Annotated in this window: 24 protein-coding genes; 18 read left to right on the top strand and 6 right to left on the bottom strand. The window is 44.4% G+C overall.

What is annotated here, in order from left to right:
• Positions 1-26 precede the first annotated feature (26 nt).
• Positions 27-1,241 carry a GGDEF domain-containing response regulator gene (locus tag ZX61_RS00785; protein ID WP_049842830.1) on the bottom strand — a complete coding sequence of 405 codons (1,215 nt, stop codon included), beginning with the start codon at positions 1,239-1,241 and terminating at the stop codon, positions 27-29.
• A gap of 153 nt (positions 1,242-1,394) precedes the next feature.
• Here ZX61_RS00785 and dinB point away from each other — a divergent pair, with 153 nt between their 5' ends.
• Entirely contained in the window at positions 1,395-2,459 is a 1,065-nt protein-coding gene (dinB, locus tag ZX61_RS00780) for a DNA polymerase IV (protein WP_049842934.1), read from the top strand.
• Here dinB and ZX61_RS00775 read toward each other — a convergent pair.
• On the bottom strand, positions 2,456-4,393 hold the full coding sequence (locus ZX61_RS00775) for a RecQ family ATP-dependent DNA helicase (protein WP_049842829.1): 1,938 nt from the start codon (positions 4,391-4,393) through the stop codon (positions 2,456-2,458). The genes dinB and ZX61_RS00775 overlap by 4 nt on opposite strands.
• Before the next feature lie 79 nt (positions 4,394-4,472).
• Between ZX61_RS00775 and ZX61_RS00770 the strand changes: the two genes are divergently transcribed.
• The 3 genes from ZX61_RS00770 (at position 4,473) to ZX61_RS00760 (ending at position 7,364) form a co-directional block, all read left to right on the top strand.
• On the top strand, positions 4,473-4,949 hold the full coding sequence (locus ZX61_RS00770) for a GreA/GreB family elongation factor (protein ID WP_049842828.1): 477 nt from the start codon (positions 4,473-4,475) through the stop codon (positions 4,947-4,949).
• Between the two features lie 55 nt (positions 4,950-5,004).
• A complete protein-coding gene (locus tag ZX61_RS00765; protein ID WP_049842933.1) occupies positions 5,005-5,748 on the top strand; it encodes a YggN family protein in 744 nt (247 codons plus the stop codon).
• A 251-nt stretch (positions 5,749-5,999) separates the two neighbouring features.
• Entirely contained in the window at positions 6,000-7,364 is a 1,365-nt protein-coding gene (locus ZX61_RS00760; RefSeq protein ID WP_049842827.1) for a sodium-dependent transporter, read from the top strand.
• A 57-nt stretch (positions 7,365-7,421) separates the two neighbouring features.
• Here the strand turns inward: ZX61_RS00760 and ZX61_RS00755 are convergent, their stop codons facing one another.
• The 4 genes from ZX61_RS00755 to ZX61_RS00740 form a co-directional block, all read right to left on the bottom strand.
• Positions 7,422-8,513, bottom strand: coding sequence for a succinylglutamate desuccinylase/aspartoacylase family protein (locus tag ZX61_RS00755; RefSeq protein WP_049842826.1), 1,092 nt, complete (start codon positions 8,511-8,513; stop codon positions 7,422-7,424).
• On the bottom strand, positions 8,473-9,378 hold the full coding sequence (gene rimK / locus ZX61_RS00750) for a 30S ribosomal protein S6--L-glutamate ligase (RefSeq protein ID WP_049842825.1): 906 nt from the start codon (positions 9,376-9,378) through the stop codon (positions 8,473-8,475). The genes ZX61_RS00755 and rimK overlap by 41 nt, the downstream gene beginning before the upstream one ends.
• Positions 9,378-9,818: an ATP-dependent zinc protease family protein gene (locus ZX61_RS00745; RefSeq protein WP_049842824.1), complete on the bottom strand. Its 441-nt coding sequence runs from the start codon at positions 9,816-9,818 to the stop codon at positions 9,378-9,380. The genes rimK and ZX61_RS00745 overlap by 1 nt, the downstream gene beginning before the upstream one ends.
• Before the next feature lie 543 nt (positions 9,819-10,361).
• Entirely contained in the window at positions 10,362-11,834 is a 1,473-nt protein-coding gene (locus ZX61_RS00740) for an aminoacyl-histidine dipeptidase (RefSeq protein WP_049842823.1), read from the bottom strand.
• 1,029 nt (positions 11,835-12,863) lie between these two features.
• Between ZX61_RS00740 and ZX61_RS00735 the strand changes: the two genes are divergently transcribed.
• The 14 genes from ZX61_RS00735 to pgpA all read left to right on the top strand — a co-directional run bounded on the left by ZX61_RS00735 (position 12,864) and on the right by pgpA (position 25,458).
• Positions 12,864-14,153, top strand: a complete 1,290-nt coding sequence (locus tag ZX61_RS00735; RefSeq protein WP_049842822.1) for an NCS2 family permease — start codon at positions 12,864-12,866, stop codon at positions 14,151-14,153.
• Between the two features lie 235 nt (positions 14,154-14,388).
• Positions 14,389-14,853, top strand: a complete 465-nt coding sequence (gene tet(34), locus ZX61_RS00730; RefSeq protein ID WP_049842821.1) for an oxytetracycline resistance phosphoribosyltransferase domain-containing protein Tet(34) — start codon at positions 14,389-14,391, stop codon at positions 14,851-14,853.
• Positions 14,854-14,953: 100 nt separating this feature from the next.
• Positions 14,954-16,201, top strand: a complete 1,248-nt coding sequence (frsA, locus tag ZX61_RS00725; RefSeq protein ID WP_049842820.1) for an esterase FrsA — start codon at positions 14,954-14,956, stop codon at positions 16,199-16,201.
• 103 nt (positions 16,202-16,304) lie between these two features.
• Positions 16,305-16,694: a sigma factor-binding protein Crl gene (crl, locus tag ZX61_RS00720; protein ID WP_049842819.1), complete on the top strand. Its 390-nt coding sequence runs from the start codon at positions 16,305-16,307 to the stop codon at positions 16,692-16,694.
• Positions 16,695-16,859: 165 nt separating this feature from the next.
• Positions 16,860-17,993: a glutamate 5-kinase gene (gene proB, locus ZX61_RS00715; protein ID WP_049842818.1), complete on the top strand. Its 1,134-nt coding sequence runs from the start codon at positions 16,860-16,862 to the stop codon at positions 17,991-17,993.
• An 11-nt stretch (positions 17,994-18,004) separates the two neighbouring features.
• Entirely contained in the window at positions 18,005-19,255 is a 1,251-nt protein-coding gene (locus ZX61_RS00710) for a glutamate-5-semialdehyde dehydrogenase (protein ID WP_049842817.1), read from the top strand.
• A gap of 104 nt (positions 19,256-19,359) precedes the next feature.
• A complete protein-coding gene (nrdR, locus tag ZX61_RS00705) occupies positions 19,360-19,809 on the top strand; it encodes a transcriptional regulator NrdR (RefSeq protein WP_049842816.1) in 450 nt (149 codons plus the stop codon).
• A gap of 12 nt (positions 19,810-19,821) precedes the next feature.
• Positions 19,822-20,928 carry a bifunctional diaminohydroxyphosphoribosylaminopyrimidine deaminase/5-amino-6-(5-phosphoribosylamino)uracil reductase RibD gene (ribD, locus tag ZX61_RS00700; RefSeq protein WP_049842815.1) on the top strand — a complete coding sequence of 369 codons (1,107 nt, stop codon included), beginning with the start codon at positions 19,822-19,824 and terminating at the stop codon, positions 20,926-20,928.
• Between the two features lie 2 nt (positions 20,929-20,930).
• Positions 20,931-21,584, top strand: a complete 654-nt coding sequence (locus ZX61_RS00695) for a riboflavin synthase (RefSeq protein ID WP_049842814.1) — start codon at positions 20,931-20,933, stop codon at positions 21,582-21,584.
• Between the two features lie 59 nt (positions 21,585-21,643).
• Complete coding sequence (ribBA, locus tag ZX61_RS00690; RefSeq protein WP_049842813.1) at positions 21,644-22,753, top strand: bifunctional 3,4-dihydroxy-2-butanone-4-phosphate synthase/GTP cyclohydrolase II; 1,110 nt, start codon at positions 21,644-21,646, stop codon at positions 22,751-22,753.
• 208 nt (positions 22,754-22,961) lie between these two features.
• Entirely contained in the window at positions 22,962-23,432 is a 471-nt protein-coding gene (gene ribH, locus ZX61_RS00685) for a 6,7-dimethyl-8-ribityllumazine synthase (protein WP_004415274.1), read from the top strand.
• Complete coding sequence (nusB, locus tag ZX61_RS00680) at positions 23,432-23,899, top strand: transcription antitermination factor NusB (RefSeq protein WP_049842812.1); 468 nt, start codon at positions 23,432-23,434, stop codon at positions 23,897-23,899. Before ribH ends, nusB begins: the two co-directional genes overlap by 1 nt.
• A gap of 74 nt (positions 23,900-23,973) precedes the next feature.
• Positions 23,974-24,939: a thiamine-phosphate kinase gene (gene thiL, locus ZX61_RS00675; RefSeq protein WP_049842811.1), complete on the top strand. Its 966-nt coding sequence runs from the start codon at positions 23,974-23,976 to the stop codon at positions 24,937-24,939.
• Positions 24,940-24,951: 12 nt separating this feature from the next.
• On the top strand, positions 24,952-25,458 hold the full coding sequence (gene pgpA / locus ZX61_RS00670; RefSeq protein WP_049842810.1) for a phosphatidylglycerophosphatase A: 507 nt from the start codon (positions 24,952-24,954) through the stop codon (positions 25,456-25,458).
• Positions 25,459-25,482: the final 24 nt, after the last annotated feature.

Genomic DNA, 25,482 nt, shown 5'->3' with positions numbered 1-25,482 from the left:
TTTTTGTATTCAAAGAGTGAAGCACATTAACTGTAAATAGTGCGGTTTCTGCCAGCCTCTTTAGCTGTATAGAGTCGATCGTCAGCGATTTTAATTTGCTCATCTAAACTTGCATTGCTGTTACAAACTCCAACACTTACCGTTACTTGAATGGTATTTGAATTGTGTTTGATCATCGTTTTCTCGATTCTCACTCGGACATTTTCGATGCGAGTAATAAAATCATCAAATGGGATGTTAGACTGAATACAGAATTCTTCACCGCCAAATCTCGCGACGACTTCATCTGGAAAGTAGATCTTCAAAATGTTGGCGATTACTTTTAACGCTGCATCACCGCCATCATGACCATAAGTGTCATTGACTGCTTTGAAATGGTCGATATCAATCATAGCGATGCTGCGATTAGTACAAGAAGCACAGGCTTGGCCGAACAAAAATCGACGATTCCAAAGCCCGGTTAGAGCGTCTTGATTGGCGAGTTTATACAGCTCTTCTGTCGCTTCTTTCATATTTAGCAATTGATGGACTCGACAGTAGAACTCTTCTTGGTTGAAAGGCTTAGTTAAAAAATCATTGGCTCCTGCCTTAAGAAACTGAGCCGTTAAGGTTTTAGAGTCACTGCCAGATAGGCCAATGATACCCAGAGCATTCTTGTCATACGTCTGGCGTATCTCTTGAATCATTGTAATGCCATCTTTTTCAGGCATATCATGATCGGTAATGACAAAAGTAATCGATGGATCTTGGTTTAGTTTCTCAATTGCAATTTGACCATTTTCTGCTTGAGTTGTTTTTATATATTGATGCTCCAATAGTTGGGTGACATGTCTGCGAACGGTGGCCGAGTCATCAACGACAAGGGCGTGATGTTTATCGTTGTTTAGTAGTCGTTTAGCGAGAGGAATAAGATAAGCGACCGAGGCCATACTATTTTTAAGCAGATAATCTACAACGCCTTTGGCGAGAAAACGCTCTCTTACATCTTCATTAAAGGTCGCCGTAAGGACGATGGCTTTTTGTTTATGTTCAAGAACGAAATCGATGACTTCTCCATTCTGAGCATCAGGCAAGGTATAGTCTAAAACGGCAAATCGAAACTCGCGGTGTTGCTCTAGGATGTGCTTTGCTTCAGCTAGGGTCTCGGCACTATAAACCTGACAACCGATAGCTGTTAACTGCTGCGTCAGGTAGTTTTGGTACGCACGGCTATCTTCTACAACCAGTACTTTATTGTTCAAAGTCCTGCCTCTTAATCGTCGCTATAGCTTTAATAATAAACCTATCTTTCGAGCTTGCGCGGATAATTTAGCGACAATTTTCTCTATGAGAACTTCATTATATAAATTAAACTGTATCTATATACAGTTATTTGTAGGTTTTTATCGGTGGTGATGAGCGAAAAAGTGAGAAAAATCATCCATGTCGATATGGACTGCTTTTATGCAGCGGTCGAAATGAGGGATAACCCATCCTATCGTGGGCGACCACTTGCCGTAGGTGGGCATGAAAAACAACGTGGTGTGCTTAGTACTTGCAACTATGAGGCAAGGAAGTTTGGTATTCGTAGCGCGATGCCGACGGCGCGAGCGTTGCAGCTATGCCCTCAGTTATTAGTGGTTCCTGGTCGAATGCAAGTTTATAAACAAGTCTCCAAGCAAATTCGCGACATTTTCTCTCGCTATACTTCACTCATTGAGCCTTTGTCTTGGGATGAAGCATATTTAGATGTGACAAACAGTACCCAGTGTCAGGGGTCGGCGACTTTGATTGCTGAAGCGATCAGAAGAGATATTTACAATGAGCTCTCACTGACGGCATCGGCTGGAATTGCTCCGGTTAAGTTTTTGGCTAAGGTTGCTTCTGATATGAACAAACCTAATGGCCAATATGTGATCCCACCAGATAAGGTCCAACAGGTTGTCGATAAACTGCCCTTAGAAAAAATACCGGGAGTAGGGAGAGTCAGTCTAGAGAAATTGCACCAGTCTGGTTTTTTTACCTGTGAGGATATTAAGAACAGTAATTACCGCGAGCTGTTGCTGAAGTTCGGTCGTTTAGGAGCTTCTTTATGGAATAAGAGCCATGGAGTGGATAATCGTGAGGTGGTGATTGAACGAGAGCGAAAATCAGTCGGTGTAGAGAGAACCTTTAGCCAAAACATTTCTTCTTTTCAGGAGTGTTGGCAAGTAATAGAAGAAAAGCTCTTTCCTGAACTGGAAAAACGATTGCAAAAGGTCTCTCCTGATAAGGCAATCATCAAGCAAGGAATCAAACTCAAATTCGCTGATTTCCAGTTAACCACGATTGAACATATTCACCCGTACCTTGAACTGGAATATTTTAAGCAGTTATTGAGTGATATTTTGAAGCGCCAACAGGGCAGAGAGATCCGGCTGTTGGGGTTAAATGTTATGCTTAAACCGGAAGAACAGGCGAAACAACTCAGCTTCTTTTAATTGCCTAAATGATCAATTTGCTCTAGTACTTGGGCAAATGGGGTCGACTCTAGCTGTGCAAATCCAGATAAAGAACGCGCTTTGATCTTAGTAAATTTAGGTGTAGCGATGCCGCACAAGAATTTAGCTTGCAGATGTAGTGAGAGGTTTTCTCCTGCTTTATGATTGAGTTCATTTAACCAGTTAGAAAGTTGCTCGTTGTTGTGCAGCTCTACGTTTGGTTGAGGAAGAATCGCTTTATCGCCACGGCAAACACTACAGTGACCACATCGAGATGGTGCGTTATAGTCAGCGAAATAGCGTGCTAGTTCAGAACTTAAGCATTGCTCTGACTGAAAGTAACTAAGCAGGTTGTGAATCCGTTTCACATCGCTATTTTCTTTTTCTTTAAACAATGACCACAAGCTTTGAGATAACTCCGCAATGTTCTGCGTCGGTGTAATCACTTTATACACCTCTGTCATGAGTTTGCTTTCAAGCTCAATCCAGCCTTTTTCATTAAAATAATCGAGAGCAGCAACGGCTCTTTGACGTTCACCTTGGAAATGATTCCACAATGAGTCGAAATCGACCTGACACCACACTTTGGCTTGGCTTGAGCAATCAAACAGAGCGGATACAAATTGCTGACGAGCTGGATCAAACTGATTGATGATAAATTGCTTGTCTTTGATAAATTTGAATCGATAATCGGCAAAGTAACTGAACTTGGCTTGTATAACACCAGCCATCTCCATATAAACCAACAGCGTTTTTAATGGCAGTTGACGAATATTGGTTTCCGCAGACAATCTTGAAAGTACCACTTCCCACTGTGGACTATTGTTTAGTGCTTGTTCGAGTACAGAGTGAATATCGCCTAATTCAGGAGTATCGCCATAGACAAAGTTTTCTAACGTGCTGAGGCCGTTTTGATTGGCGAGCAAAATACACTGAGACTGCTTGCCATCTCGACCAGCTCGACCAATTTCTTGAGCATAGTTCTCGATAGATTTTGGCAGGTCAAAGTGGACGACACGGCGAATATCTGATTTATCGACGCCCATGCCGAATGCAATGGTAGCGACAATGCAGTCAATTTCTCCATGCATAAACTGATCTTGGATGGATTCACGAATATTAGGCTTCATACCTGCATGGTAAGCTTGCGCATTGATCCCCCCTTTGCGCAGAACTTTAGCCACAGACTCGGCTGTTTGTTGGAGAGTCACATAGACAACTGTGGGAGCTGTCGGAGTGGGACGAAGAAGGTCTAGTAATCCGTCGGCTTTGTTGTCTTCTTCACACGGAATAACGCTTATATCTAGGTTGGAACGATAGAAACCTGTGACAACAAGGTCTTCGCTAGCGATGGAAAACTTCTCACTCATGTCTTTGATAACGGCTTGAGTGGCTGTCGCTGTGAGTAGTAGAGCTTGCGGGATATTGAACTCTTTAAGATATTGAGGAAGTTTTAAGTAATCGGGGCGAAAGTTGTGCCCCCATTCTGAGATACAGTGTGCCTCATCAACAACCAGTAGAGACATAGGAACTTGCGATATGAATTGGCGGAAACGTTCGTTTTTTAATCTTTCTACTGAGATCATCAGTATTTTGACTTCACCACACCGGACTCGCTCCATTACTTGCTGAGTTTCTTCGCGAGTTTGGCTTGAATCTATCGAAGCGGCAGCGATGTTTTTGCTGTGTAAAAAAGCGAGCTGATCTTTCATCAACGCGAGAAGAGGAGAGACCACCAAAGTCAGGTGTGGCAAAAGGATTGCGGGTAGCTGATAGCACAAAGACTTACCTGACCCGGTTGGAAAAATAGCGGCGCAAGAACGACCTTCAAGAATCGTTTCAATTGCTTGTTGCTGACCTAACCTTAGGTGATTAAATCCAAAAGTTTGCCCAAGTGTTTGTTCCACTATGGGTTGATGAGTGGACGTGTTCATAAGGCCATTCCCGCTATTCTCTTCTGCTGTAGTCACGGGTATTCTAAAGGTAATTACAACAAAGGAATATGATATTAGTATGAATAAACTGGAGCTGTGGCAATTAATTCTCTCCCAATTGCAGAGTAAATTAGACATTGCAGTCAGTTCTGCGCAAAGGGCGATCGAGTCTGCGACCGATGAAGAGACGGTTCCTGAACACAAGTATGACACGTTGGCGCTCGAAGCTTCGTATTTGGCACATGGGCAAGCGATACGCGTTCAAGAGTGTGAGCAAGAAATTCAGATCATGAACAATTTAGTGTTGCCGCATGAGCCACAAGTCGTTGGACTGGGTTGCTTAGTTTCATTGCTCGACCTTGATGACCATCGCCATTGGTTCTTTTTATCGCCGTGTGCTGGTGGACTAAAGGTGGCAGCTAAAGAGCATGTTGTCGTGCTGGTTACGTTTGAATCCCCACTTGGTCAGGCTTTAAAGTCTAAGTGTGTCAGTGATGAAGTCAGCTATAAGATTGGTGAAATCGAACATAGCTACGAGATAGAAACCATTAGCTGACAAACTAAAAAACAACTTTGCTATGCTAACAGTCAATGAATTGAGTGGGATGACAATGAAAAAGGTATTATTTGTTTTACCTCTGTTGCTTTCAAGCCACGTTTACGCGGCACAATGTAAAGTGGATTTAAAGAATGAGATTCATCTCAATGGTGAACGCTTGGAAATTTTACAAAACAGTGGTGAGAGAGCAGTTTTCGACGCTGGTAACAACTTATTGATTCATGGTGAGAAAATTGAGCTTGATGGTGACCAGCAACAAGCAATTGCGCAATATCGTGAAAGCTTGAATGATTATTTGCCGCGTGCAAAAAAGATTGCTCAGGATGGTTTAGCCCTTGCTAATGACATTATCGATGATGTGGCGGTAAGTTTTAATGCGCCAGAAGCGTTCGATAGCGTTAAACAATCAATGACGCAATTCTATGCTGATATTGAAGCGCGCTACTACAACAATGGCGATCTTGTGCTGCCAGCAAATAGCTTTGGTTCACTGAGTGAAACATGGGCTGAAGATTTCGAAAAAGCGAAAGCACTGTTCAACGAAGAGTTTATTACTAGCGCATTCAATGCGATGTCTGAAAAGATGAAAGCTGAGGGCGGCTTAAACTTAACTGAAATGGCGAACTCAATGAGTGAGCTAAAAGAGCGTATTGCGGAGCGATTAAAGCAACACGCGGTTGAGGTTGAGCAGCAGAGTGAAGAATTCTGTGATTCTCTTGAACAAATGGCGGAACAAGAGCAGCAACTGCATAAGAAAATCCCTCAGCTCAAGGATTATCAGATTTTCACTATCTAGGTAATGATTGCTCAAGGAATTCGATCATAGAAAAGAGCGGCTATGTCGCTCTCTATGAAGCGAAACAAAGTGATAGAAATTAAACTAAGATTAGTCTCTATTCAGTGAAACTGATCTGTAATCCTGAATTTTCAAGTTAAACAGGCTGCTAATTAATCCTTTTCATTCCTCTATAAACCATTTTTATTGTCAATAATGGTGTTTTGCATTAATGTACTAGCTAACTAGTTCATTGGTGCGATTTAAGTGGTATGGCACAAGTAGACAATTCTCAATCTCGCGAACACTTTGGTTCTCGTCTCGGGTTTATTCTTGCCGCAGCAGGCGCTGCGGTTGGCTTAGGCAATATATGGGGTTTCCCTACTCAAGCGGCAAGCAACGGTGGCGGTGCCTTCCTGCTTGTTTATTTGGTGATGATCCTAGTGGTCGCTTTTCCTATGTTGGTCGTTGAAATGGCGATAGGTCGTCATGGTCAGGCTAACCCTGTTGATAGTATGCGATCTTTAACGACTAATCCGGCAGGAAAAAGAGTCGGTGCCGCCGTTGGTTGGATTGGCTTGACTGTGCCAAGTGCCGTGCTTGCTTTCTACAGTATCGTCGGCGGTTGGTTGATTTGCTTTTTGCTTGGTGCCATTACCGATGTTTTAGGTATGGAAGCCGCGACTGCTTGGTTTAAAGGCTTTAGTGTTGAGCGCAATCTGTTCGGTACGATTACTTTTTACATTCTCACTGTGCTCATTGTTCAAGGTGGCGTTAAACAGGGGATTGAAAAGTGGTCTACTCGATTGATGCCAGCGCTATTTGTCTTGTTTGCTCTGCTATTCATCTACATCATGACGCAAAATGGTGCGATGGAAGGCTTGAAGCACTACTTGATTCCAGATTTTGAAAAAGTGATGGATCGTAAACTGATCTTAGCGGCGATGGGGCAGGGCTTCTTCTCGCTAACTATCGGTGGTTGTTCGATGCTGATCTATGGTTCTTATCTAAGCAAAAAAGAGAATCTGCCTAAGATGGCAATGAACGTCACCTTAGTGGATACCGCAGTCGCCTTTATTGCAGGCCTTGTTGTTATGCCTGCTATGTTTGTCGCGATGCAAAAAGGGGTACAAATTTACGCTGAGGATGGCTCACTGCTTAGCTCAGATACCCTAGTGTTTACTGTATTACCACTAATGTTCGATAGCTTAGGCTTGCTCGGCCAGTTGTTTGCGATTGTATTCTTTTTACTACTAACCATTGCCGCACTAACATCATCTATCTCTATGCTGGAGTGTCCGGTTGCTTTAGTGAGTGAGCGCTTTAATACCAAGAGAATACCAACAAGCTGGGTGCTAGGTGGTTTGATTGCACTGTTCAGTGTGGTGATTGTCTACAACTTTGCGGCCATGTTTGGTTTGGTGGCGATGGTAGCAACCCAATATCTTCAGCCAGCAGCAGCACTGTTGTTCTGCCTATTTGGCGGTTGGGTATGGAATCGTCACTCTAAGATTAAAGAGCTAGAGCAAGGCTGTCCCGAATTTACTCAAGGCTGGTTTGGCAAACTGTGGCCTGCCTACGTGAAGTTCGTATGTCCTATCTTAGTCGCCACAGTGATTTGGGCCTCTTTTGGATAAACGAATAAATAAGATAGCCCGCAAAAATGCGGGCTATTTTTTTACTCAATACCCAGACTAAGACGGAGAGTTGATCTGACCTGTGGTTAAGGGCTCCAAATCAGCATCGATCACTTCTTCGATAAACTCTTCAACCACCTGCTCAACTTCTTGATCGTCTTGTTCAAAGTAAGCCAAATGGAAGATGGCGTCACCTTCGTTAACCAAAGGTAAAGTTTGCTGACCGATAACAATCCCGCCTTTGCGAGCGGTGAGTTCTATCTCACTGTGGCCTAACGGCGCACTGATGTAAGCCAGCACCTGACCTTTTTCTACTTTTTCGCCTAACGTCACCACAGTTCGAAGAATGCCGTCACTTTCCGCGCGCAACCAGCTGGTGGACTTAGCGATCATCGGTGTTGGCAACTTTTTGCGACTTGAACGCAGCATACCAATTGCCTGCATGACACGCTGAACCCCGATGAAGCCCGCACTGATACAAATAGGCTCAAACCTTAGCGCTTCTCCCGCTTCATAGGTTAAAACCGGAATGCCCAAGCGTTCAGCCTCGCTACGCAGAGAGCCGTCTCGTAGTGGAGCATCAACGATCACTGGCGTAGCGAACGCCTGAGCAATACGAAGTGTTTCTGGATTACTTAAATCTGCGCGAATCTGTGGCAGGTTGGTGCGGTGAATTGCACCTGTGTGTAAATCCAAAATGTAGTCACAGCGCTTAGCGACCTGAGAGAAAAAGGTGTTTGCCATGCGTGAAGCAAGCGATCCTTTTTCACTACCTGGGAAGCAGCGGTTCAAGTCTCGTCTATCTGGCAGATAACGCGATTTATGAATAAAGCCGAATACGTTAACAATGGATACAGCAATGAAGGTGCCTTTGAGCTTGTTAGCATCAAGAGTGTTGATTAACTGTCTAACAATCTCAACGCCGTTAAGCTCATCACCATGAATTGCTGCGTTGACCATAAGAACGGGCCCAGCTTGTTTTCCGTTTATGATCTCGACCGGGATCGATAAGGGTGAATGGGTGTAAAGCTTTGCCGCTTCTAACTCAATCACCATACGCTCTCCCGGCGGGATAGACTCGCCGAGAAATTCGAATGCGCTATTCTTTTTAGCCTTTGCCACGAGTTTTAGTCCTTTTGCTTGCCGCATTTTTCTCAATAAATTCGACAATCATTCCAGCAATGTCTTTACCAGTTGCGGCCTCAATACCTTCAAGACCTGGAGATGAGTTTACTTCCATGACTAATGGACCGCGTTCTGATCTTAGTAGATCAACCCCGGCCACATTTAGACCCATTATTTTCGCAGCCGCGACCGCAGTGCGTCGCTCTTCTGGAGTAATCTTAATTAACGATGCGCTGCCACCACGGTGGAGGTTAGAGCGAAACTCGCCTTCTGCACCTTGACGCTTCATCGCAGCGATCACTTTATCGCCAATCACAAAGCAACGAATATCAGCACCTCCCGCTTCTTTAATGTATTCCTGAACCATGATATTGGCTTTCAGGCCCATAAAGGCTTCAACAACACTTTCTGCGGCCTTACGAGTTTCAGCCAGTACAACGCCGATACCTTGGGTCCCTTCTAGTAACTTAATAACAACTGGCGCACCGCCAACCATTTCAAGCAGGTCTTTCACGTCATCAGGTTTACTGGCAAAGCCAGTGATTGGCATGCCGATACCCTTGCGAGATAGCAGTTGCATGGAGCGTAACTTATCGCGAGAGCGAGTGATGGCTACCGACTCGTTAACTGGGTAAACGCCCATCATTTCAAATTGACGCAGTACCGCTGTGCCATAGAAAGTGACAGAAGCGCCAATGCGAGGAATGATGGCATCGAAACCAGACAGTTCTTCACCTTTAAAGTGAATTTCAGGTTTGTCTGAGTTGATGTTCATGTAGCAACGAAGTGCATCGATGACTTTTACCTCATGACCACGGTTTTTTGCCGCTTCAATCAAACGCTTGGTTGAGTACAAGCTAGCGTTACGAGATAAAATACCAATTTTCATTATTTGCTTTCCTCGAAAGGGACTAAAAACGATTCAACAGGGTCGACAACGATGCGGTTGTGCATGGCTGTACGGCCTAACAACATACGAAAAGTCATGTTTTCGCGATTAGTTAAGGTAATTTCAATTGGCCAAGTTTCGCCACCGATGCTCAAACTAGAGCTGATCACATAACGCGATTCTTCATGGCCACCTGAGTCGCGAACAATACGCTCATCAATGACTTCAGACTCACACATAATTTCTATGTCCGTATTATGCTGAATTGGGTGGATCCAGAAGCGAACCCATTGAGCTTCGTCCTTGTTAAAGCTCTCTACTTTGAATGCGTGTAAACACGAGGTCTTGGCTCCGGTATCGATTTTTGCATTAATTTTATCAATACCAAGGCTCGGTAGGCTGAGGGTCTCTCGCCAACCAACAAGTAGTTTTTCTTTCATCGCAGTAATAATAAGTTTGGGTCTGTTGGTCTTTCGCGGTTAAATTTTGTTCGAGATAAAATCGTTTTAGGCGCGGCAAGGGGTGTGTAGCTTAGTCATTCTAAGTAAATACCCCTTAACAAAGCATAAAACGATTTTAGCCGAACCCTTCGGGCAGCGTTTGTGGTTCATTTCTACTGCGTTATCGGCTTTTCATGTAGGCTAGCTACACTTCAAAGCCTCTGCCTTGTATAAATTTTCCACAAACAGCTGCAAAAATCAGCTCGAAAGATCAACAGACCCTAGAGAGTAATTAAGATGCTCGATTGAAGTGAGCATCCCCAACTTAACACGGTCGTTTTATGCCGAGTGTAGTGCCTGAAGAGGGCAGAGAATTTACCCTTAGGTGCTTCAACGAGGGCGACTCTAGCAACCATGATTCCCACTGACTAACGAAAAGAAATCACCGTGACGACAAAAAATATTTATGGATAGGAATTAGGGGGCAATAAAAAAAGCCAGCTAATGTAAGCTGGCTTTTAGGATTAGATTTAGTAATGAGAATTACGCTTTTTCAGGAATCGCTTCTAATAGGGCAACCATTTGATCCCAGAATAGGGCAACCGTATCAATCTTCACTTTCTCATCTGGTGAGTGTGGGAATTTGATGGTTGGGCCAAATGACACCATATCCATGTTTGGATAAGGTTCTTTGAACAGGCCACACTCAAGACCAGCGTGAATAACCATGATGTTTGGCTTGTGACCGTAGATGCCTTCGTACATGTCACGGAAGATAGCCATGATCTCTGAGTCTGCGTCTGGTTTCCAACCTGGGTAAGCACCTGAGAACTCAATTTGAGCGCCAGCCAGTTCAGCGACAGAAGTCAGCATGCCTTCTACTTGTTGACGGCCAGAATCAATCAGAGAGCGAACTAAGCACAAGACTTGGATTTGGTTTACTTCAGTAGTCACGACACCAACGTTTAGAGACGTTTCAACCACGCCTTCAATTTCATCACTCATGCGAATCACGCCGTTGGGGCAAGCATTTAATGCCGCGATAAAACGTTGCTGGTCTGCAACAGCTAAAACTTGTGAGTCTTTGTCGATCGTTTGATTGAACGAAACGATGTCTGTTTCCACTTTACCTAGCTCAGTACGAAGTAGGTTAGTGTAGAACTCGAATAACTCTGCCAGTTTAGCTTCATTTTCCGCTGGTACTGCTACGGTCACGAACGCTTCACGAGGAATCGCGTTGCGCAGACTACCACCTCGGAACTCGACAAGGCGAAGATCTAGCTCTTGCGCGTGACCTGCTAGGAATCGAGCAAGCAGTTTGTTGGCATTGCCGCGACCAGTATGAATGTCACAGCCTGAGTGACCACCTTTTAGACCTTTTAGGATCAGTTGACGAGTAGTAAAGCCTGCTGGAAGCGCTTCGCGTTTGATATCGAAAGTCATTTCACCATCAATACCACCGGCACAGCCCATGTAGACCTCGCCTTCTTGCTCTGAGTCGGTATTAAGAAGGATATCGCCTTCTAACCAACCCGCTTCAAGGCCGAATGCACCCGTCATGCCTGCTTCTTCGTCTACTGTTAGAAGCACTTCAATAGGACCGTGCTTGATTTCTGTTGAAGCCAGTACCGCAAGACAAGAGGCCATACCCATGCCATTGTCGGCACCTAGTGTGGTTCCCTTCGCTGTTACCCATTCACCATCAATGTATGGCTGAATTGGATCTTTTGTGAAGTCATGATCTGTGTCTTCATTCTTTTGTGGCACCATATCAATGTGTGCTTGTAGAACGACACCTTTCTTATTTTCCATGCCCGGCGTAGCTGGCTTTTTAATGAAAACGTTGCCAGTAGGATCACGGCGAACGTCTAAGCCTTGCTCTTTAGCCCAATCAACGATGTATTGTGCTAGGGCTTCTTCTTGTTTTGAAGGGTGAGGAATAGAACAGATCTTATCGAAAAACTGCCAAAGTGGAGCAGGTGATAAGCTGCTGATTTCAGAATGGAATTCAGACACGGATGACTCCTTAAAAAGAATAATGCCAGATTATGTGTTTGGTTTCTGCTATTAATCTGGCACAAAAACCTAAATCTGACCTATTGGGTAGAGGAGCACAGAATAGCACTCCCTGATTAAAGGGTGTAGTAAAAGCGGAAAGCAAATGTTTCGGTGCAATCACAAATTGTAGATTTCGTTTGACAATGCTTGTGCAACAAGATTTCTCGCTTTGTATTAAACTCAAACAATAAACTGATATATTTGTAATTTAATTACAAGATTGAATTGATCTAAGTCAGTTTATAAATTATTTGTGACTTTCGTCACTTTAAAGCTTGTAATTTAATTTCTTTAAGGTATATTTGTAACCAACTTCCAAAGCGAAGAGAAAATGCTCAAAGGATGAGTCCGATTTGTCGCCTCCAAGGAACCGAGAAATCAATATTTGTAATCCGTTTTAATTGATTTAGAAGGTGATAGTTATGAAAGGTTTACCAAGTGCAGCATTCTGGCTAAACAACTCTGTTTACACAGGCAGCTTTACTTACCCAACAAGCTTTGGTTACTAACCTCAAGCTTGTGATTCTCGAACAGTATGTTCACCCCTATTATTGGAATTTTTTTACAGCTCTGTATAGCTGACATGATTCAACCGCCACTCAAATTGAGTGGCGTTTTTTTATCTAAGCAAAGGTGCGCTCACAATTTGCCCACAAACTCTGTGGTTTCCCACCGCTAACTCATATCTCTCTGTTTTATTCGCATAAACACATATCGCATCCCGCATAAATATCCTAAATATCGTTGAAAGTTTATAACATGGTATAAAAAAGCACCTTTTTGAAATTTAAGGAATAAATCATTTTACTTTATGAAACATAAAGTTTTTTTACTTATCATCCACCATTATTGGTGTTTGAAAGAGGCTATGATTACCAGAAATATTGATTAGAGTCGTAATTCTATCTGGAATTTACTATTTGATGACTTTATAATTCGAGCCAATCGATTACGCAACCGTTTACTTTTACCCTTTAGGATTCGATCATGTTCGAAAAACTGTTCAAACTCAGTGAGAACGGCACAAACGTCAAAACTGAGGTCATTGCAGGTATTACTACCTTTTTGACGATGGCTTACATCATCTTTGTTAACCCTGCGATGCTTGCCGACGCCGGTATGGATAAAGGCGCTGTATTTGTTGCCACCTGTCTTGCAGCAGCAATCGGCTGTTTTATTATGGGTTTTGTTGCCAACTACCCAATTGCACTGGCACCAGGTATGGGACTTAACGCCTTCTTTACCTATGGGGTTGTCCTAGGTATGGGGCATTCTTGGCAGGTGGCTTTGGGTGCTGTATTTGTCTCGGGTATCATTTTTATGGCTTTGAGTATTTTCAAGGTACGTGAATGGATAATCAACTCGATTCCTATGTCACTGCGAACGGGGATCTCTGCCGGTATTGGCCTTTTCCTTGCGTTCATTGGCCTACAAAACTCAGGTATTGTTGTTGATAACCCTGCAACCTTAGTCGGCCTTGGCCACATTACCGGTTTGCAGCCAGCACTAGCGGCGCTAGGCTTCTTCCTAACTATCGGTTTGGTTTACCGCGGTGTACGCGGCGCAGTGATGATAGCGATTCTGATTATTACAGCGCTCGGTTTGATTCTAGGTGATGTTCAGTGGGGCGGTATTATGTCAACGCCACCAAGTGTTGCGCCAACCTTTATGCAAATGAATATTGTCGATGTATTTGAAGTGGGTATGATCTCGGTTGTGTTTGCTTTCTTGTTTGTCGATTTATTCGATACTGCGGGGACGTTAGTCGGTGTGGCGACAAAAGCTAATCTTATTAAAGAAGATGGCAAGCTTCCGCGCTTAAGCAAAGCGCTACTTGCTGATTCAACCGCAACGTCTGTAGGCGCCATGATTGGTACATCTAGCACGACTTCTTACGTCGAGTCGACGGCAGGTGTTGCAGCTGGTGGGCGTACTGGCCTGACTGCCGTTGTAGTTGGTGTTCTTTTTCTGTTGGCGCTATTTTTCTCGCCATTAGCCGGCATGATTCCAGCGTACGCTACTGCGGGCGCACTTTTCTACGTGGCAATTCTAATGATGTCTGGTTTAGTCAGTGTAGACTGGCGTGACCTGACAGAAGCGGCACCTGTTGTAGTCACCTGTCTACTAATGCCTCTGACATACTCAATCGCAGAAGGTATCGCACTTGGCTTTATCTCTTACGCGGCAATCAAGTTACTGAGTGGCCGCGGTCGTGAAGTGTCGATCAGTGTATGGGTGCTGTCAGCAGTCTTCATCATGAAGTATCTAGTCGCCTAATTGACAGCTAGCGGTTTCGTTCGCTAACTGTTGTCAGTTCGCTATTTTCGCCATAACAGTACATCTGTTATGGCGATTATTTTTGTTATTGGGATAAATTCCCCATTGGTATTGTATAGCGCCTGCGTTAAAATAAACGTTTGCGTAGCTTTTCCCCAGACTTGCCTGTTGCAATCGTCCAAGTTTCATTGACGTGTTGAGGGGATGCAGATTTTAAAACTATTAGGTTATTACAATGAGTAAAAAATTCATTATCACTTGGGACCAAATGCACACACTTTGTCGTGAATTGGCGGAAAAACAGATGCCAGCAGAGCAATGGAAAGGCATTTGGGCGGTAAGCCGTGGCGGTCTTGTCCCTGGAGCGATCTTGGCTCGTGAGCTGGGTATTCGTCATGTTGATACCATTTGTATTTCTAGCTACGACCACGACCACCAACGTGATATGACGGTTGTAAAAGCACCAGAAGGTGACGGTGAAGGCTTCCTAATTGTTGAAGACCTAGTAGATAGTGGTGACACCGCGCGCCAACTGCGTGAAATGTACCCGAAAGCAAAATTGATTGCTGTATGTGCGAAGCCTGCTGGTGTTGAGCTGCTTGATGATTATGTTGTCGATATTGCTCAAGATACTTGGATTGAACAGCCATGGGATATGTCAATTCAGTACATTGAGCCGATCAATCGCAAGCAAAAATAACTGATTGAACAATATAGCGACAGTTTCTTGATAAATGACCCTTTATTGGGTCATTTTTTTTATTACTATTTAATAAACGCAACTATTTAGGTCAGAATACATGCCTGAGGAAGTCAGTAAGAACCTCTCGGAGTCTCTGTTTGCTAATCATAAGCAAGCGAAAGAAACTTCTGCACTCACGCAATACATGCCAACAAGCGAAACCTTCTTAGAGGAAAAGCAAAAAGCGGATGGTTTTAAGTGGTATCGAAACTTACGCCGCCTTCAGTGGGCGTGGCAAGGTCTTGACCCTATCGAGATTGAGTCAGTCCTCGCAAAAATTGCGGCCTCAAAGCATTCTCGAACACATGAGGAGTGGCTTGATACCGTGATGGGTTACCACAGTGGTAACTGGACTTATGAGTGGATAAAGCTTGGAATGCTGCATCAAAAGCGCTCCTCTGAATTAAAAGGCGAAGCTGTGGCGGATGAAATGTTCAACGCATCTTTGTGTTTTAGTATTGCTGGCTACCCTCATCTCAAAAATGATAGCTTAGCCATCCAAGCACAAGTATTGGCGAGCAACGCTTATTCGGAAGCGGCAAATAAAACCAAATATATCGTCAAACGTATCGAAGTGCCTTATCAGCGCAAAACGATTGTTGCTCACCTCCATTTAACTAGCACTGAGAAACCACAACCTGTAGTTATGGTTACTGCTGGTCTAGATAGCCTTCAAACCGATCTGTGGAACCTGTTTAGAGATTACTTAGCTGAGAAAAACATCGCTATGTTAACCGTTGATATGCCATCGATAGGCCACAATACTCACTGGAACCTGACCGAAGATACCTCTTGTCTTCATCAGGCCGTCCTCAATGAGCTAAAAAGCCTTCCTTGGGTCGATCACCATCGTGTTGGTTTGATTGGCTTCCGTTTTGGTGGTAATGCCATGGTGCGTTTGTCTTTTATGGAACAAGAGAAAATCAAAGCTTGTGTCACGCTTGGGGCGCCTATCCACGATGTACTTTCCTCCCCAGAGAAGCTGAAGAAAATGCCCAAGATGTATTTAGATGTTCTGGCTTCGCGGCTTGGTAAGAGTGCGGTAGATATCCATAGCTTAGCGGGTCAATTAATGGCTTGGTCGCTCAAAGTGCAAGGGATTCTTGGAAGCCGCAAGACGCGTGTGCCAATTTTGGCGATGAGTCTAGAGCACGATCCGGTCTCGCCATACAGTGATAACCAGTTAGTCGCTTTGTTTAGTGATTACGGGAAAGCCAAGAAAATTAGTGCTAAGACAGTTACACAAGGGTATGAGCAATCCCTCGATTTAGCGATCAAGTGGTTGGAGGAGGAGCTAATTAGATGACATTTCGACTAATTTAGACAACACTTAATTATATGAGCTACCCAGACTTTCTAGTCCTGAGTCGCTCTATATAAAAATAAGTAAATGAATATGGAGATTCATTATGTCTGAACAGACGAAAAGTCCGACCCATTACCGCTTATTGTCGACACTGAGAGCTATTGGACCTTACTTGCGCGAATCGCAAAGTAAAGATGGTGCGTATTTATTTGATTGCTTGTCCGTATGCGTTAACGACAAAAAATCACCAGAGCAGCGTGAATTTTGGGGCTGGTGGTTAGAGTTAGAGCGAAATGGTGAAGCTTTTGAAGCGCGTTATCGATCTGGTCTTTACGATGCTACAGGAGACTGGCAAGCGAAATCACTACCCAAAAAAGCCGTTGAAGATGTCACTCGTACTCAAGAAGTGTTTCATCAAAAGCTAGTGGACACATTAGCCAACGAGTTTGAAATCTCCGTTAATATGCACGAAGAATCTGTCGAATTCGTCTAAATTTCTTTGCTTATCATTCTTCTTAACCAAAAAGGCGCTTTTCGCGCCTTTTCTGCTTGTGAATTTATCAGTAGATTGCTAAAACATCAGGTCTAATCAATCTTTCTCGCCAATAAATGCGATTCTTGATTGTGATGATTTTTATTTTTTCATAGTAGAAAGGCAATGACTAAAAAAAGCGGAAAAGCACCTCAGTCTCAGACAGTGGTGGTTAAACTAGGTACTAGTGTTTTAACTGGAGGTACATTGGAGTTGGATCGTGCTCATATGGTTGAGTTGGTTCGCCAATGTGCTGAGCTTAAAAAACAAGGCCACTCAGTGGTTATGGTTTCGTCTGGTGCAATTGCAGCAGGGCGTGAACATCTAGGATACCCCGCACTGCCCAACTCTATGGCGAGCAAGCAGTTATTGGCCGCAGTGGGCCAGAGCCAACTTATTCAAACTTGGGAATCACTGTTTGCAATTTATGGCCTGAAAATTGGTCAAATGTTGTTAACTCGCGCCGATCTTGAAGATCGCGAACGATTTTTAAATGCTCGCGATACCATTAATGCATTGGTCGACAATGATATTATCCCAGTAGTAAACGAAAATGACGCCGTAGCGACCAGTGAAATTAAAGTTGGTGATAACGATAACTTATCGGCTTTGGTGGGTATCTTGTGCAGTGCGGACAAACTATTGCTGTTAACTGACCAAAAAGGTCTATTTACTGCTGATCCGCGTAAAGATCCTAACGCTGAGTTAATCAAAGAAGTCAAAACCATTGACGATACGCTGCGTAAAATCGCGGGTGGTAGTGGCACCACGCTGGGGACAGGTGGCATGGCAACTAAACTGCAAGCTGCGGATATTGCTCGTCGTGCTGGTATTGAAGTAATTATTGCTGCTGGAAGTGCGCCAAACGTGGTATTTGATTCACTCGGTGAGCAGCCACACGGCACAAGATTCTTACCGTGTGCTGAAGCATTGGAAAACCGGAAACGTTGGATTCTCGCCGGCCCAGCGGCTTCAGGTGATATAGTGATCGATGATGGTGCCGTTAATGCAGTGATGGGCAAAGGTAGTAGCTTGTTAGCTAAAGGTTTAACTAAAGTCAGTGGTCAGTTTGCACGTGGTGATGTTGTTCGAGTAACTGACAATAAAGGCACCTTGATTGCACGCGGTATTGCAAGCTACTCAAGTCAAGATATGGCAAAAATCGTTGGCAAACACAGCAAAGATATTATTGGAATTTTAGGATACGACTACGGTAATGAAGTGCTTCACCGTGATGATATGGTTGTTATCCAAGAGTAAGGAAAGAAAACGTGGAATTGATTTCAATGGGCAAAGCTGCCAAAGAGGCGGCTTTCCAACTAGCAACAGCATCTACAGCGCAAAAAAACCAAGCTTTGGCTATCATCGCTGACGAACTAGTAGCCAATGCCGAAAACATTTTAGCAGCCAATGCGAAAGATATTGCTAAAGGCCGTGAAGCGGGCCTGACGGAAGCACTGCTTGACCGTCTACTGTTGAATACTGAGCGCTTAACGGGTATTGCTAATGATGTCCGTAATGTTATTAGCCTAAATGATCCTGTTGGTAGCGAGCTAGATAGTAAAGTACTTGAAAATGGTATGTCATTGTCGCGTCGCCGCGTGCCACTAGGTGTGGTTGGCGTTATTTACGAAGCGCGTCCAAATGTGACGATCGATATTGCCGCACTGTGCTTAAAAACGGGTAACGCGAGTATCTTACGTGGTGGCAAAGAGACTTTCTTTTCAAATATGGAGCTGGTGAAGGTAATTCAATCTGCACTGGCGAAAGCCGAGCTACCTGCGGCTGCGGTTCAGTACATTGAAAAGCCAGATCGAGAGCTAGTTTCTCAGTTACTTAGGCTTGATGACTATGTGGATATGATCATTCCGCGTGGAGGTGCTGGCTTGCACAAAATGTGTAAGGAAAACAGTACTATTCCTGTGATTATTGGTGGCTTTGGCATCAGTCATATTTTTGTCGATCAAAGTGCTGATTTAGCCAAGTCTTTAGAGGTGGTAGAGAACGCGAAAGTACAGCGACCTTCTGCATGTAATGCACTCGACACACTGCTGGTACATGAAAAGGTAGCGGCAGAGTTTTTACCTATGTTAGCTGCACGCTTAAATGACAAGGTGGCATTGGTCGCAGAGCCTAGAGCTAAGGCGCTACTAAGCGATGCTAAAGAGTTACGTGATGCTGCTGAAGGTGACTTTGACACCGAGTGGCTTAGCTTTACCCTCGGCGTAAAAGTGGTGGTAGGTATTGAAGAAGCAATTGACCATATGCGCGTACACAATGCGAGCCATTCTGATGCGATCATGACTAACAGCCTTGAAAATTCAGAGCTGTTTATTAACTCAGTTGGTTCGGCTGCGGTATACGTTAATGCATCGACACGTTTTACTGATGGTGCTCAGTTTGGTCTTGGGGCTGAAGTTGCGGTTTCTACGCAGAAATTACATGCTCGCGGTCCTATGGGACTAGAAGAGTTAACCAGCTACAAGTGGGTGGGTAAAGCAAACTACTTGCCGCGCAGTTAACAAAAACTGCAAGTGATTGTTTGAAAAAGGGGCTATCTAGCCCCTTTTGCTTTTGCTAGCTTTGTTTAATCCGGTAAACTGTCTGTCACTTATATGGAGGTGATATGCATTGTCCTTTTTGTACAGAGAATGACACGAAAGTGATCGATTCTCGTTTAGTAGCTGACGGGCACCAAGTTCGTCGCCGTCGCCAGTGCTTGGCATGTAGCGAACGTTTTACAACCTTTGAAACAGCAGAGTTGGTGATGCCAAGGGTGATCAAGTCGAATGGCAACCGTGAACCATTTGATGAAGATAAAATGGTCGGTGGCTTACAGCGTGCCCTAGAAAAGCGCCCAGTGAGCGCAGACGCGGTAGACGTTGCTATTAGCCTAATTAAGTCTCAGCTTCGAGCGACAGGTGAGCGAGAAGTGCCAAGCGAGATGATTGGTAATTTAGTGATGGATCAGCTCAAAGAGCTCGACAAGGTCGCTTATATTCGCTTTGCTTCCGTCTATCGTAGTTTTGAAGATATTCGTGAATTTGGCGAAGAGATCGCTCGGTTAGAGGATTAAAAACGAATCTCAATGGCAACATTTACCCCCCAAGATTTCAAAATGATGTCGCGAGCGATACAACTTGCGAAAGGCGGCATCTATACCACTCCACCGAACCCCAATGTGGGCTGCGTGATCGTAAAAAATGGTCAGGTTGTCGGAGAGGGCTTTCATTACCGTGCCGGTGAGGCCCATGCGGAAGTTCACGCGATGCACATGGCTGGTGAGAAAACTATCGGTGCGACTGCTTATGTGACTTTAGAGCCTTGTTCTCACTATGGGCGCACGCCTCCATGCGCTGAAGGTTTGATTAAAGCCAAAGTGGCAAAAGTGATTTGTGCAATGCAAGACCCAAACCCTAAGGTGGCTGGGCGCGGTATTCAGATGTTGCGTGACGCGGGTATCGACGTCGAGGTTGGTTTACTAGAGCAAGATGCCTCGGAGCTTAACCCCGCTTTTATTAAAAAAATGAAAACAGGAATGCCTTTTGTACAGCTAAAAATGGCGGCGAGTCTTGATGGGCAAACGGCATTGAGTAATGGTCAAAGCCAGTGGATAACCTCTTCGCAAGCACGACATGATGTACAAATGTTCCGCGCTAAAAGTTGTGCAATTCTATCTACCAGTAAGACCGTGATTGAAGACAATGCATCCCTCAATGTTCGCTGGGACGATTTGCCAAACAAGGTTCGAGCTCAATACGATAGGACTAATATACGCCAGCCTGCTCGAGTGATTCTCGATAGACAGCAACAGCTTAATCCCGCTTTGAAGTTATTTTCTACCCCTGGTGAGCGTATTATTGTCGCTCCAAGTGGAGACATTACCCCTAAGCTTAACGCTGATCAGCAAATCGACCTTGAAGCAACATTCAAAACACTCTCTGAGCAGCACAATATCAATCATTTATGGGTTGAAGCCGGTTCAACACTGGCAAGTAGTCTAATTAAGGACAATCTCGTTGATGAGCTAATTGTCTATCTCGCACCTAAAATTATGGGTAGCGATGGGCGTGGTCTTTTTGGCGCGCTAGGCTTAGCGTCGATGGAACAAGCCATCGATCTAGACATTCAAGATGTACGGCAGGTGGGGAGAGATATCCGCATTGTTGCCAAGTTAAACAGAAAAGAATCGTAATCATGTTTACAGGTATTGTAGAAGCAGTTGGTACCCTAACTGCGATAACGCCAAAAGGCGAAGATATCAGCGTTACCGTTGAAGTCGGTAAGCTGAATATGTCAGATGTAAAACTCGGTGACAGTATCGCCACTAACGGTGTGTGCTTAACTGTAGTTGACTACAGCGACACAAGTTATACCGCGGACTTGTCACTCGAAACGTTGCAAAAAACAGGTTTTACAGATTATCAAGCTGGTGACAAAGTTAACCTTGAGAAAGCCATGCTACCCACCACTCGATTTGGTGGGCACATCGTTTCTGGTCATGTCGATGGCGTTGGAGAGGTTGTTGAACGAAATCAGGTTGGACGCGCGATAGAGTTTTGGATCGCGATGCCGGCTGAGATTGCTAAATATGTTGCTGAGAAAGGCTCAATCACAGTTGATGGTATTAGCTTGACTGTAAACGATTTACGTAAAAACGCTTTCAAGCTGACTATTGTTCCTCATACTGGTGAAGAGACAACTATCGCTGATTTTCATATTGGGCGGAAAGTGAATTTAGAAGTTGATGTACTTGCTCGTTACATGGAGCGACTGCTAACCAGCCAACAAGAACAGCAGCCAGAGTCCCGAATTACCCTAGACTTTTTACAGCAGAACGGTTTTGCATAGAATAATTGCTGACGACGATAAAACATATCTGCTTAAGCTATAACAATAGGAATACCAAGATGCCAATTAGTACGCCACAAGAAATTATCGAAGATATCCGCTTAGGGAAAATGGTCATTTTGATGGATGATGAAGATCGTGAAAATGAAGGCGATCTCATTATGGCTGCCGAGCAAGTGACTCCTGAGGCGATCAACTTTATGGCGACACATGGTCGTGGTTTGATCTGTTTAACCATGACTAAAGAGCGTTGTGAGCGTCTTGGTTTGCCACCTATGGTACAAGACAATAATGCGCAATATACAACCAACTTTACGGTATCTATTGAAGCGGCGGAAGGTGTCACTACGGGGATTTCGGCTGCCGATCGCTCGCGAACGGTTCAAGCAGCGGTTGCTAAAGAAGCAAAAGCGGCTGATTTGGTTCAGCCTGGACATATATTCCCATTAGCCGCTCAAGAAGGTGGTGTTTTGACTCGTGCGGGTCACACTGAAGCTGGCTGCGATTTAGCAAGACTCGCTGGCTTAGAACCTTCAGGTGTGATTGTTGAAATTCTCAATGACGATGGCACGATGGCGCGTCGTCCAGATCTAGAAATATTTGCAGAAAAGCACAGCATCAAACTTGGTACTATTGCTGATCTCATCGAGTATCGAAATAACACCGAGACGACGATCGAACGTGTGGCTGAATGTAAATTGCCCACAGAATTTGGTGAGTTCGAGTTAGTGACCTACCGAGATACCATAGATAATCAAGTCCACTATGCATTGTGTAAAGGTAAACTAACGGATCTGGCGCCATTGGTCAGAGTGCATTTACAAGACACTTTTACCGACCTTTTGCACAGTGACCGCAATGTCGAACGCAGTTGGACACTTGATAATGCCATGGCGCGTATTGGTAAAGAGGGAGGGGTGCTGGTTATTCTTGGTAATGAAGAGTCAACCGATCTCCTAATCCACCGAGTTAAGATGTTTGAAGCGCAAGATAAAGGCGAGGCTCCAACTTTGGCGAAGAAACAAGGGACTTCACGCCGCGTTGGTGTTGGCTCACAAATCTTGCAAGACCTTGGAGTGCACGATATGCGCTTGCTCTCTTCAACCAATAAAAAATACCACGCATTGGGTGGTTTTGGTTTGAACGTTGTTGAGTACGTTTGCGAATAACGACTTATTGTAGGGAGCTTCACTGAATCAAAACTTTAGCTGAAGCTTTCGTTCTGTTGCTTCGTTGCCTAGCAAGGAAGCGGAATTTCTTCTCTCGCTTGGAAACTTTCTACAAACCCATTTGTGCTAATTTCTATTAGATATTGCTCACAGATTTGTGCTAGAATCCGGCGATTCTCACTTGATGAACATAGTTAAAGGAAGGCTTATGAAAGTGATCGAGGGTGGCTTCCCAGCGCCAAACGCAAAAATTGCTATCGTTATTTCTCGTTTCAACAGTTTTATTAACGAAAGTCTATTGTCTGGTGCAATCGATACTTTAAAACGTCATGGCCAAGTTAGCGAAGATAACATCACAGTAGTTCGCTGCCCAGGTGCAGTAGAACTTCCACTTGTTGCTCAACGCGTAGCTAAAACAGGAAAATTTGATGCAATTGTGTCTCTTGGTACTGTTATTCGTGGCGGTACACCGCATTTCGACTATGTTTGTAGTGAATGTAACAAAGGTCTAGCGCAAGTTTCTCTGGAATACAGCCTTCCAGTTGCATTCGGCGTACTCACCGTTGATACAATTGACCAAGCAATTGAGCGCGCAGGAACCAAGGCTGGTAATAAAGGTGCAGAGGCTGCACTAAGCGCACTTGAGATGATAAACGTTCTTTCAGAAATCGATTCCTAATGGGGGCCAGTGTGAAACCAGCCGCACGTCGTAATGCACGTCGATTCGCTCTACAAGCGATCTACTCTTGGCAAATTACTAAAGAAAATGTTGCTACAATTGAGGAGCAATTTTTGTCTGGTGGTAAGTATGATGAAGAAGAACATCATGCTGCAGAACCGGCACTTTCTACTCCTGACACAGACGTTGCATACTTCCGTGACCTACTAACAGGTGTTGTGCTAAGTCACACCGAGCTAGATTGTAAGATTCGCCCATACACAGCACGTCCAATGCAAGATTTGGACATGATGGAGCTAGCATTGCTTCGTCTTGCGATGTATGAAATGACTCGTCGTGAAGATGTCCCTTACAAAGTGGTTATCAACGAAGCGATTGAACTTGCAAAAGTATTTGCAGCAGAAGAAAGCCACAAATTCGTCAATGGTGTGCTAGATAAAGCGGCACCGCACGTACGTAAGAAATAATCGATTCAGATTATGAAAAGGTCAGCAATTGCTGGCCTTTTTTATAGCCTAAGCCAATTCAGAAAAAGAAAGATATGTCAGGTGAGTTTAATTTAATCGACAAGTACTTTGTTGGGCGCCAAAGTCAGCGCAAAGATGTAATACTGGCCGCTGGTGATGACTGCGCGCTAGTGAAAGTCCCTCATAATCTCTCTGTTGCCATTAGTACGGATACTTTAGTTGCTGGTACGCACTTCCTTTCCAGTGCCAATCCCGCTTGGGTGGCACATAAAGCGTTAGCCTCTAATATTAGTGATTTAGCGGCAATGGGAGCAACACCGGCTTGGGTTTCTTTCGCCCTAACCATGCCAAAGCCTGATGAAGCGTGGTTAGCGCCATTTTGTGATGCGTTTTTTGCACTGGCAGATTACTACGGTATTCAATTGATAGGTGGCGACACGACGAAAGGTCCGCTGAGCTTAACGTTAACCGTGCAAGGTTTAGTGGATGCCGATAAAGCACTGCGACGCGATGGGGCACGAGTTGGTGACTGGGTTTATGTAACAGGATATTTAGGCGATAGCCAAGCAGGGCTTGATGTCATTCTTGACCCAAGCTTAGGTAACAAACCTAGTGCGGAGGAGCTAGAAAAGCGTCACTATTTATCGAATCCAAGGGTTTTAGTCGGTCAAGCATTACTTGATTTAGCGAGTGCTGCAATTGATATCTCCGATGGTGTTATCTCTGATATCAAACATATTTTGCAACGTTCTCACGTTGGTGTAAGTCTTGACGTTTCTACTTTACCTGTCTCTAATGAACTGGTTCAGTTCTTAGGCTCTGTGCCTCATGCTCAACAGTATGCGTTGTCGAGTGGTGAAGAGTACGAGTTATGTTTCACTGTGCCAGAACGAAACAAAGGCTCTATCGAGAGTGCTCTGGCTCATTGTGGCACTAAGATTACCTGTATAGGACAGATTCGCCCTAAGGGGACGTTCGAACTTCACAACCATGGCCAACCGATTGATTGGGATCTGAGTGGCTACGATCACTTTAAGTAAACAGTACTGACTATGACTAACCCTTTATCACTTATCTCTTTAAAAAATCCTTGGCATTTATTGGCGACGGGGTTCGGCAGTGGATTATCCCCCGTCGTACCGGGCACCATGGGTACGGTAGCGGCTATCCCTTTCTATTTGCTGCTGGTGCAACTGCCATTGCCACTTTACATTGTTGCAGTGGCTGTTTCTTGTATCGTTGGTATTAAGATCTGCCAAGTCACCTCAGATGATATGGGCGTGCACGACCACGGCTCAATTGTCTGGGATGAATTCGCAGGTTTTTGGATTACTATGTTGGTGGTGCCTATATTTAACTTGTCGGCAACGGACTGGAAGTGGCTAGTCACGGGCTTTGTTCTGTTTCGTTTCTTCGACATGGTTAAACCTTGGCCAATTGGCTGGCTAGATAAGCGTGTCCATGGCGGCTTGGGTATCATGGTCGATGATATTGTTGCTGGCGTTATGGCGGGTGTGGCTCTCTATCTAGTCGGCAAATACGCAGGCTGGCTGGTTTAAGGCCGATCTGGAAACGGCGTAAAG

Source organism: Vibrio sp. VPAP30, from assembly GCF_001188205.1.
In the GTDB taxonomy this organism is placed as follows: domain Bacteria; phylum Pseudomonadota; class Gammaproteobacteria; order Enterobacterales; family Vibrionaceae; genus Vibrio; species Vibrio bivalvicida.
This window is presented reverse-complemented; position numbering and strand designations above follow the sequence as displayed.

Excerpts from the sequence above, each read along its gene's own strand:
- dinB (WP_049842934.1), top strand. The coding sequence starts at position 1,395 with ATGAGCGAAAAAGTGAGAAAAATCATCCATGTCGATATGGACTGCTTT.
- frsA (WP_049842820.1), top strand. The coding sequence starts at position 14,954 with ATGCCTGAGGAAGTCAGTAAGAACCTCTCGGAGTCTCTGTTTGCTAAT.
- pgpA (WP_049842810.1), top strand. The coding sequence starts at position 24,952 with ATGACTAACCCTTTATCACTTATCTCTTTAAAAAATCCTTGGCATTTA.
- ZX61_RS00695 (WP_049842814.1), top strand. The coding sequence starts at position 20,931 with ATGTTTACAGGTATTGTAGAAGCAGTTGGTACCCTAACTGCGATAACG.
- nrdR (WP_049842816.1), top strand. The coding sequence starts at position 19,360 with ATGCATTGTCCTTTTTGTACAGAGAATGACACGAAAGTGATCGATTCT.
- ZX61_RS00735 (WP_049842822.1), top strand. The coding sequence starts at position 12,864 with ATGTTCGAAAAACTGTTCAAACTCAGTGAGAACGGCACAAACGTCAAA.
- ribH (WP_004415274.1), top strand. The coding sequence starts at position 22,962 with ATGAAAGTGATCGAGGGTGGCTTCCCAGCGCCAAACGCAAAAATTGCT.
- ZX61_RS00765 (WP_049842933.1), top strand. The coding sequence starts at position 5,005 with ATGAAAAAGGTATTATTTGTTTTACCTCTGTTGCTTTCAAGCCACGTT.
- ZX61_RS00745 (WP_049842824.1), bottom strand. The coding sequence starts at position 9,818 with ATGAAAGAAAAACTACTTGTTGGTTGGCGAGAGACCCTCAGCCTACCG.
- rimK (WP_049842825.1), bottom strand. The coding sequence starts at position 9,378 with ATGAAAATTGGTATTTTATCTCGTAACGCTAGCTTGTACTCAACCAAG.
- ZX61_RS00770 (WP_049842828.1), top strand. The coding sequence starts at position 4,473 with ATGAATAAACTGGAGCTGTGGCAATTAATTCTCTCCCAATTGCAGAGT.
- thiL (WP_049842811.1), top strand. The coding sequence starts at position 23,974 with ATGTCAGGTGAGTTTAATTTAATCGACAAGTACTTTGTTGGGCGCCAA.
- ZX61_RS00755 (WP_049842826.1), bottom strand. The coding sequence starts at position 8,513 with ATGCGGCAAGCAAAAGGACTAAAACTCGTGGCAAAGGCTAAAAAGAAT.
- ZX61_RS00775 (WP_049842829.1), bottom strand. The coding sequence starts at position 4,393 with ATGAACACGTCCACTCATCAACCCATAGTGGAACAAACACTTGGGCAA.
- crl (WP_049842819.1), top strand. The coding sequence starts at position 16,305 with ATGTCTGAACAGACGAAAAGTCCGACCCATTACCGCTTATTGTCGACA.
- ZX61_RS00760 (WP_049842827.1), top strand. The coding sequence starts at position 6,000 with ATGGCACAAGTAGACAATTCTCAATCTCGCGAACACTTTGGTTCTCGT.
- ribD (WP_049842815.1), top strand. The coding sequence starts at position 19,822 with ATGGCAACATTTACCCCCCAAGATTTCAAAATGATGTCGCGAGCGATA.
- nusB (WP_049842812.1), top strand. The coding sequence starts at position 23,432 with ATGGGGGCCAGTGTGAAACCAGCCGCACGTCGTAATGCACGTCGATTC.
- proB (WP_049842818.1), top strand. The coding sequence starts at position 16,860 with ATGACTAAAAAAAGCGGAAAAGCACCTCAGTCTCAGACAGTGGTGGTT.
- ribBA (WP_049842813.1), top strand. The coding sequence starts at position 21,644 with ATGCCAATTAGTACGCCACAAGAAATTATCGAAGATATCCGCTTAGGG.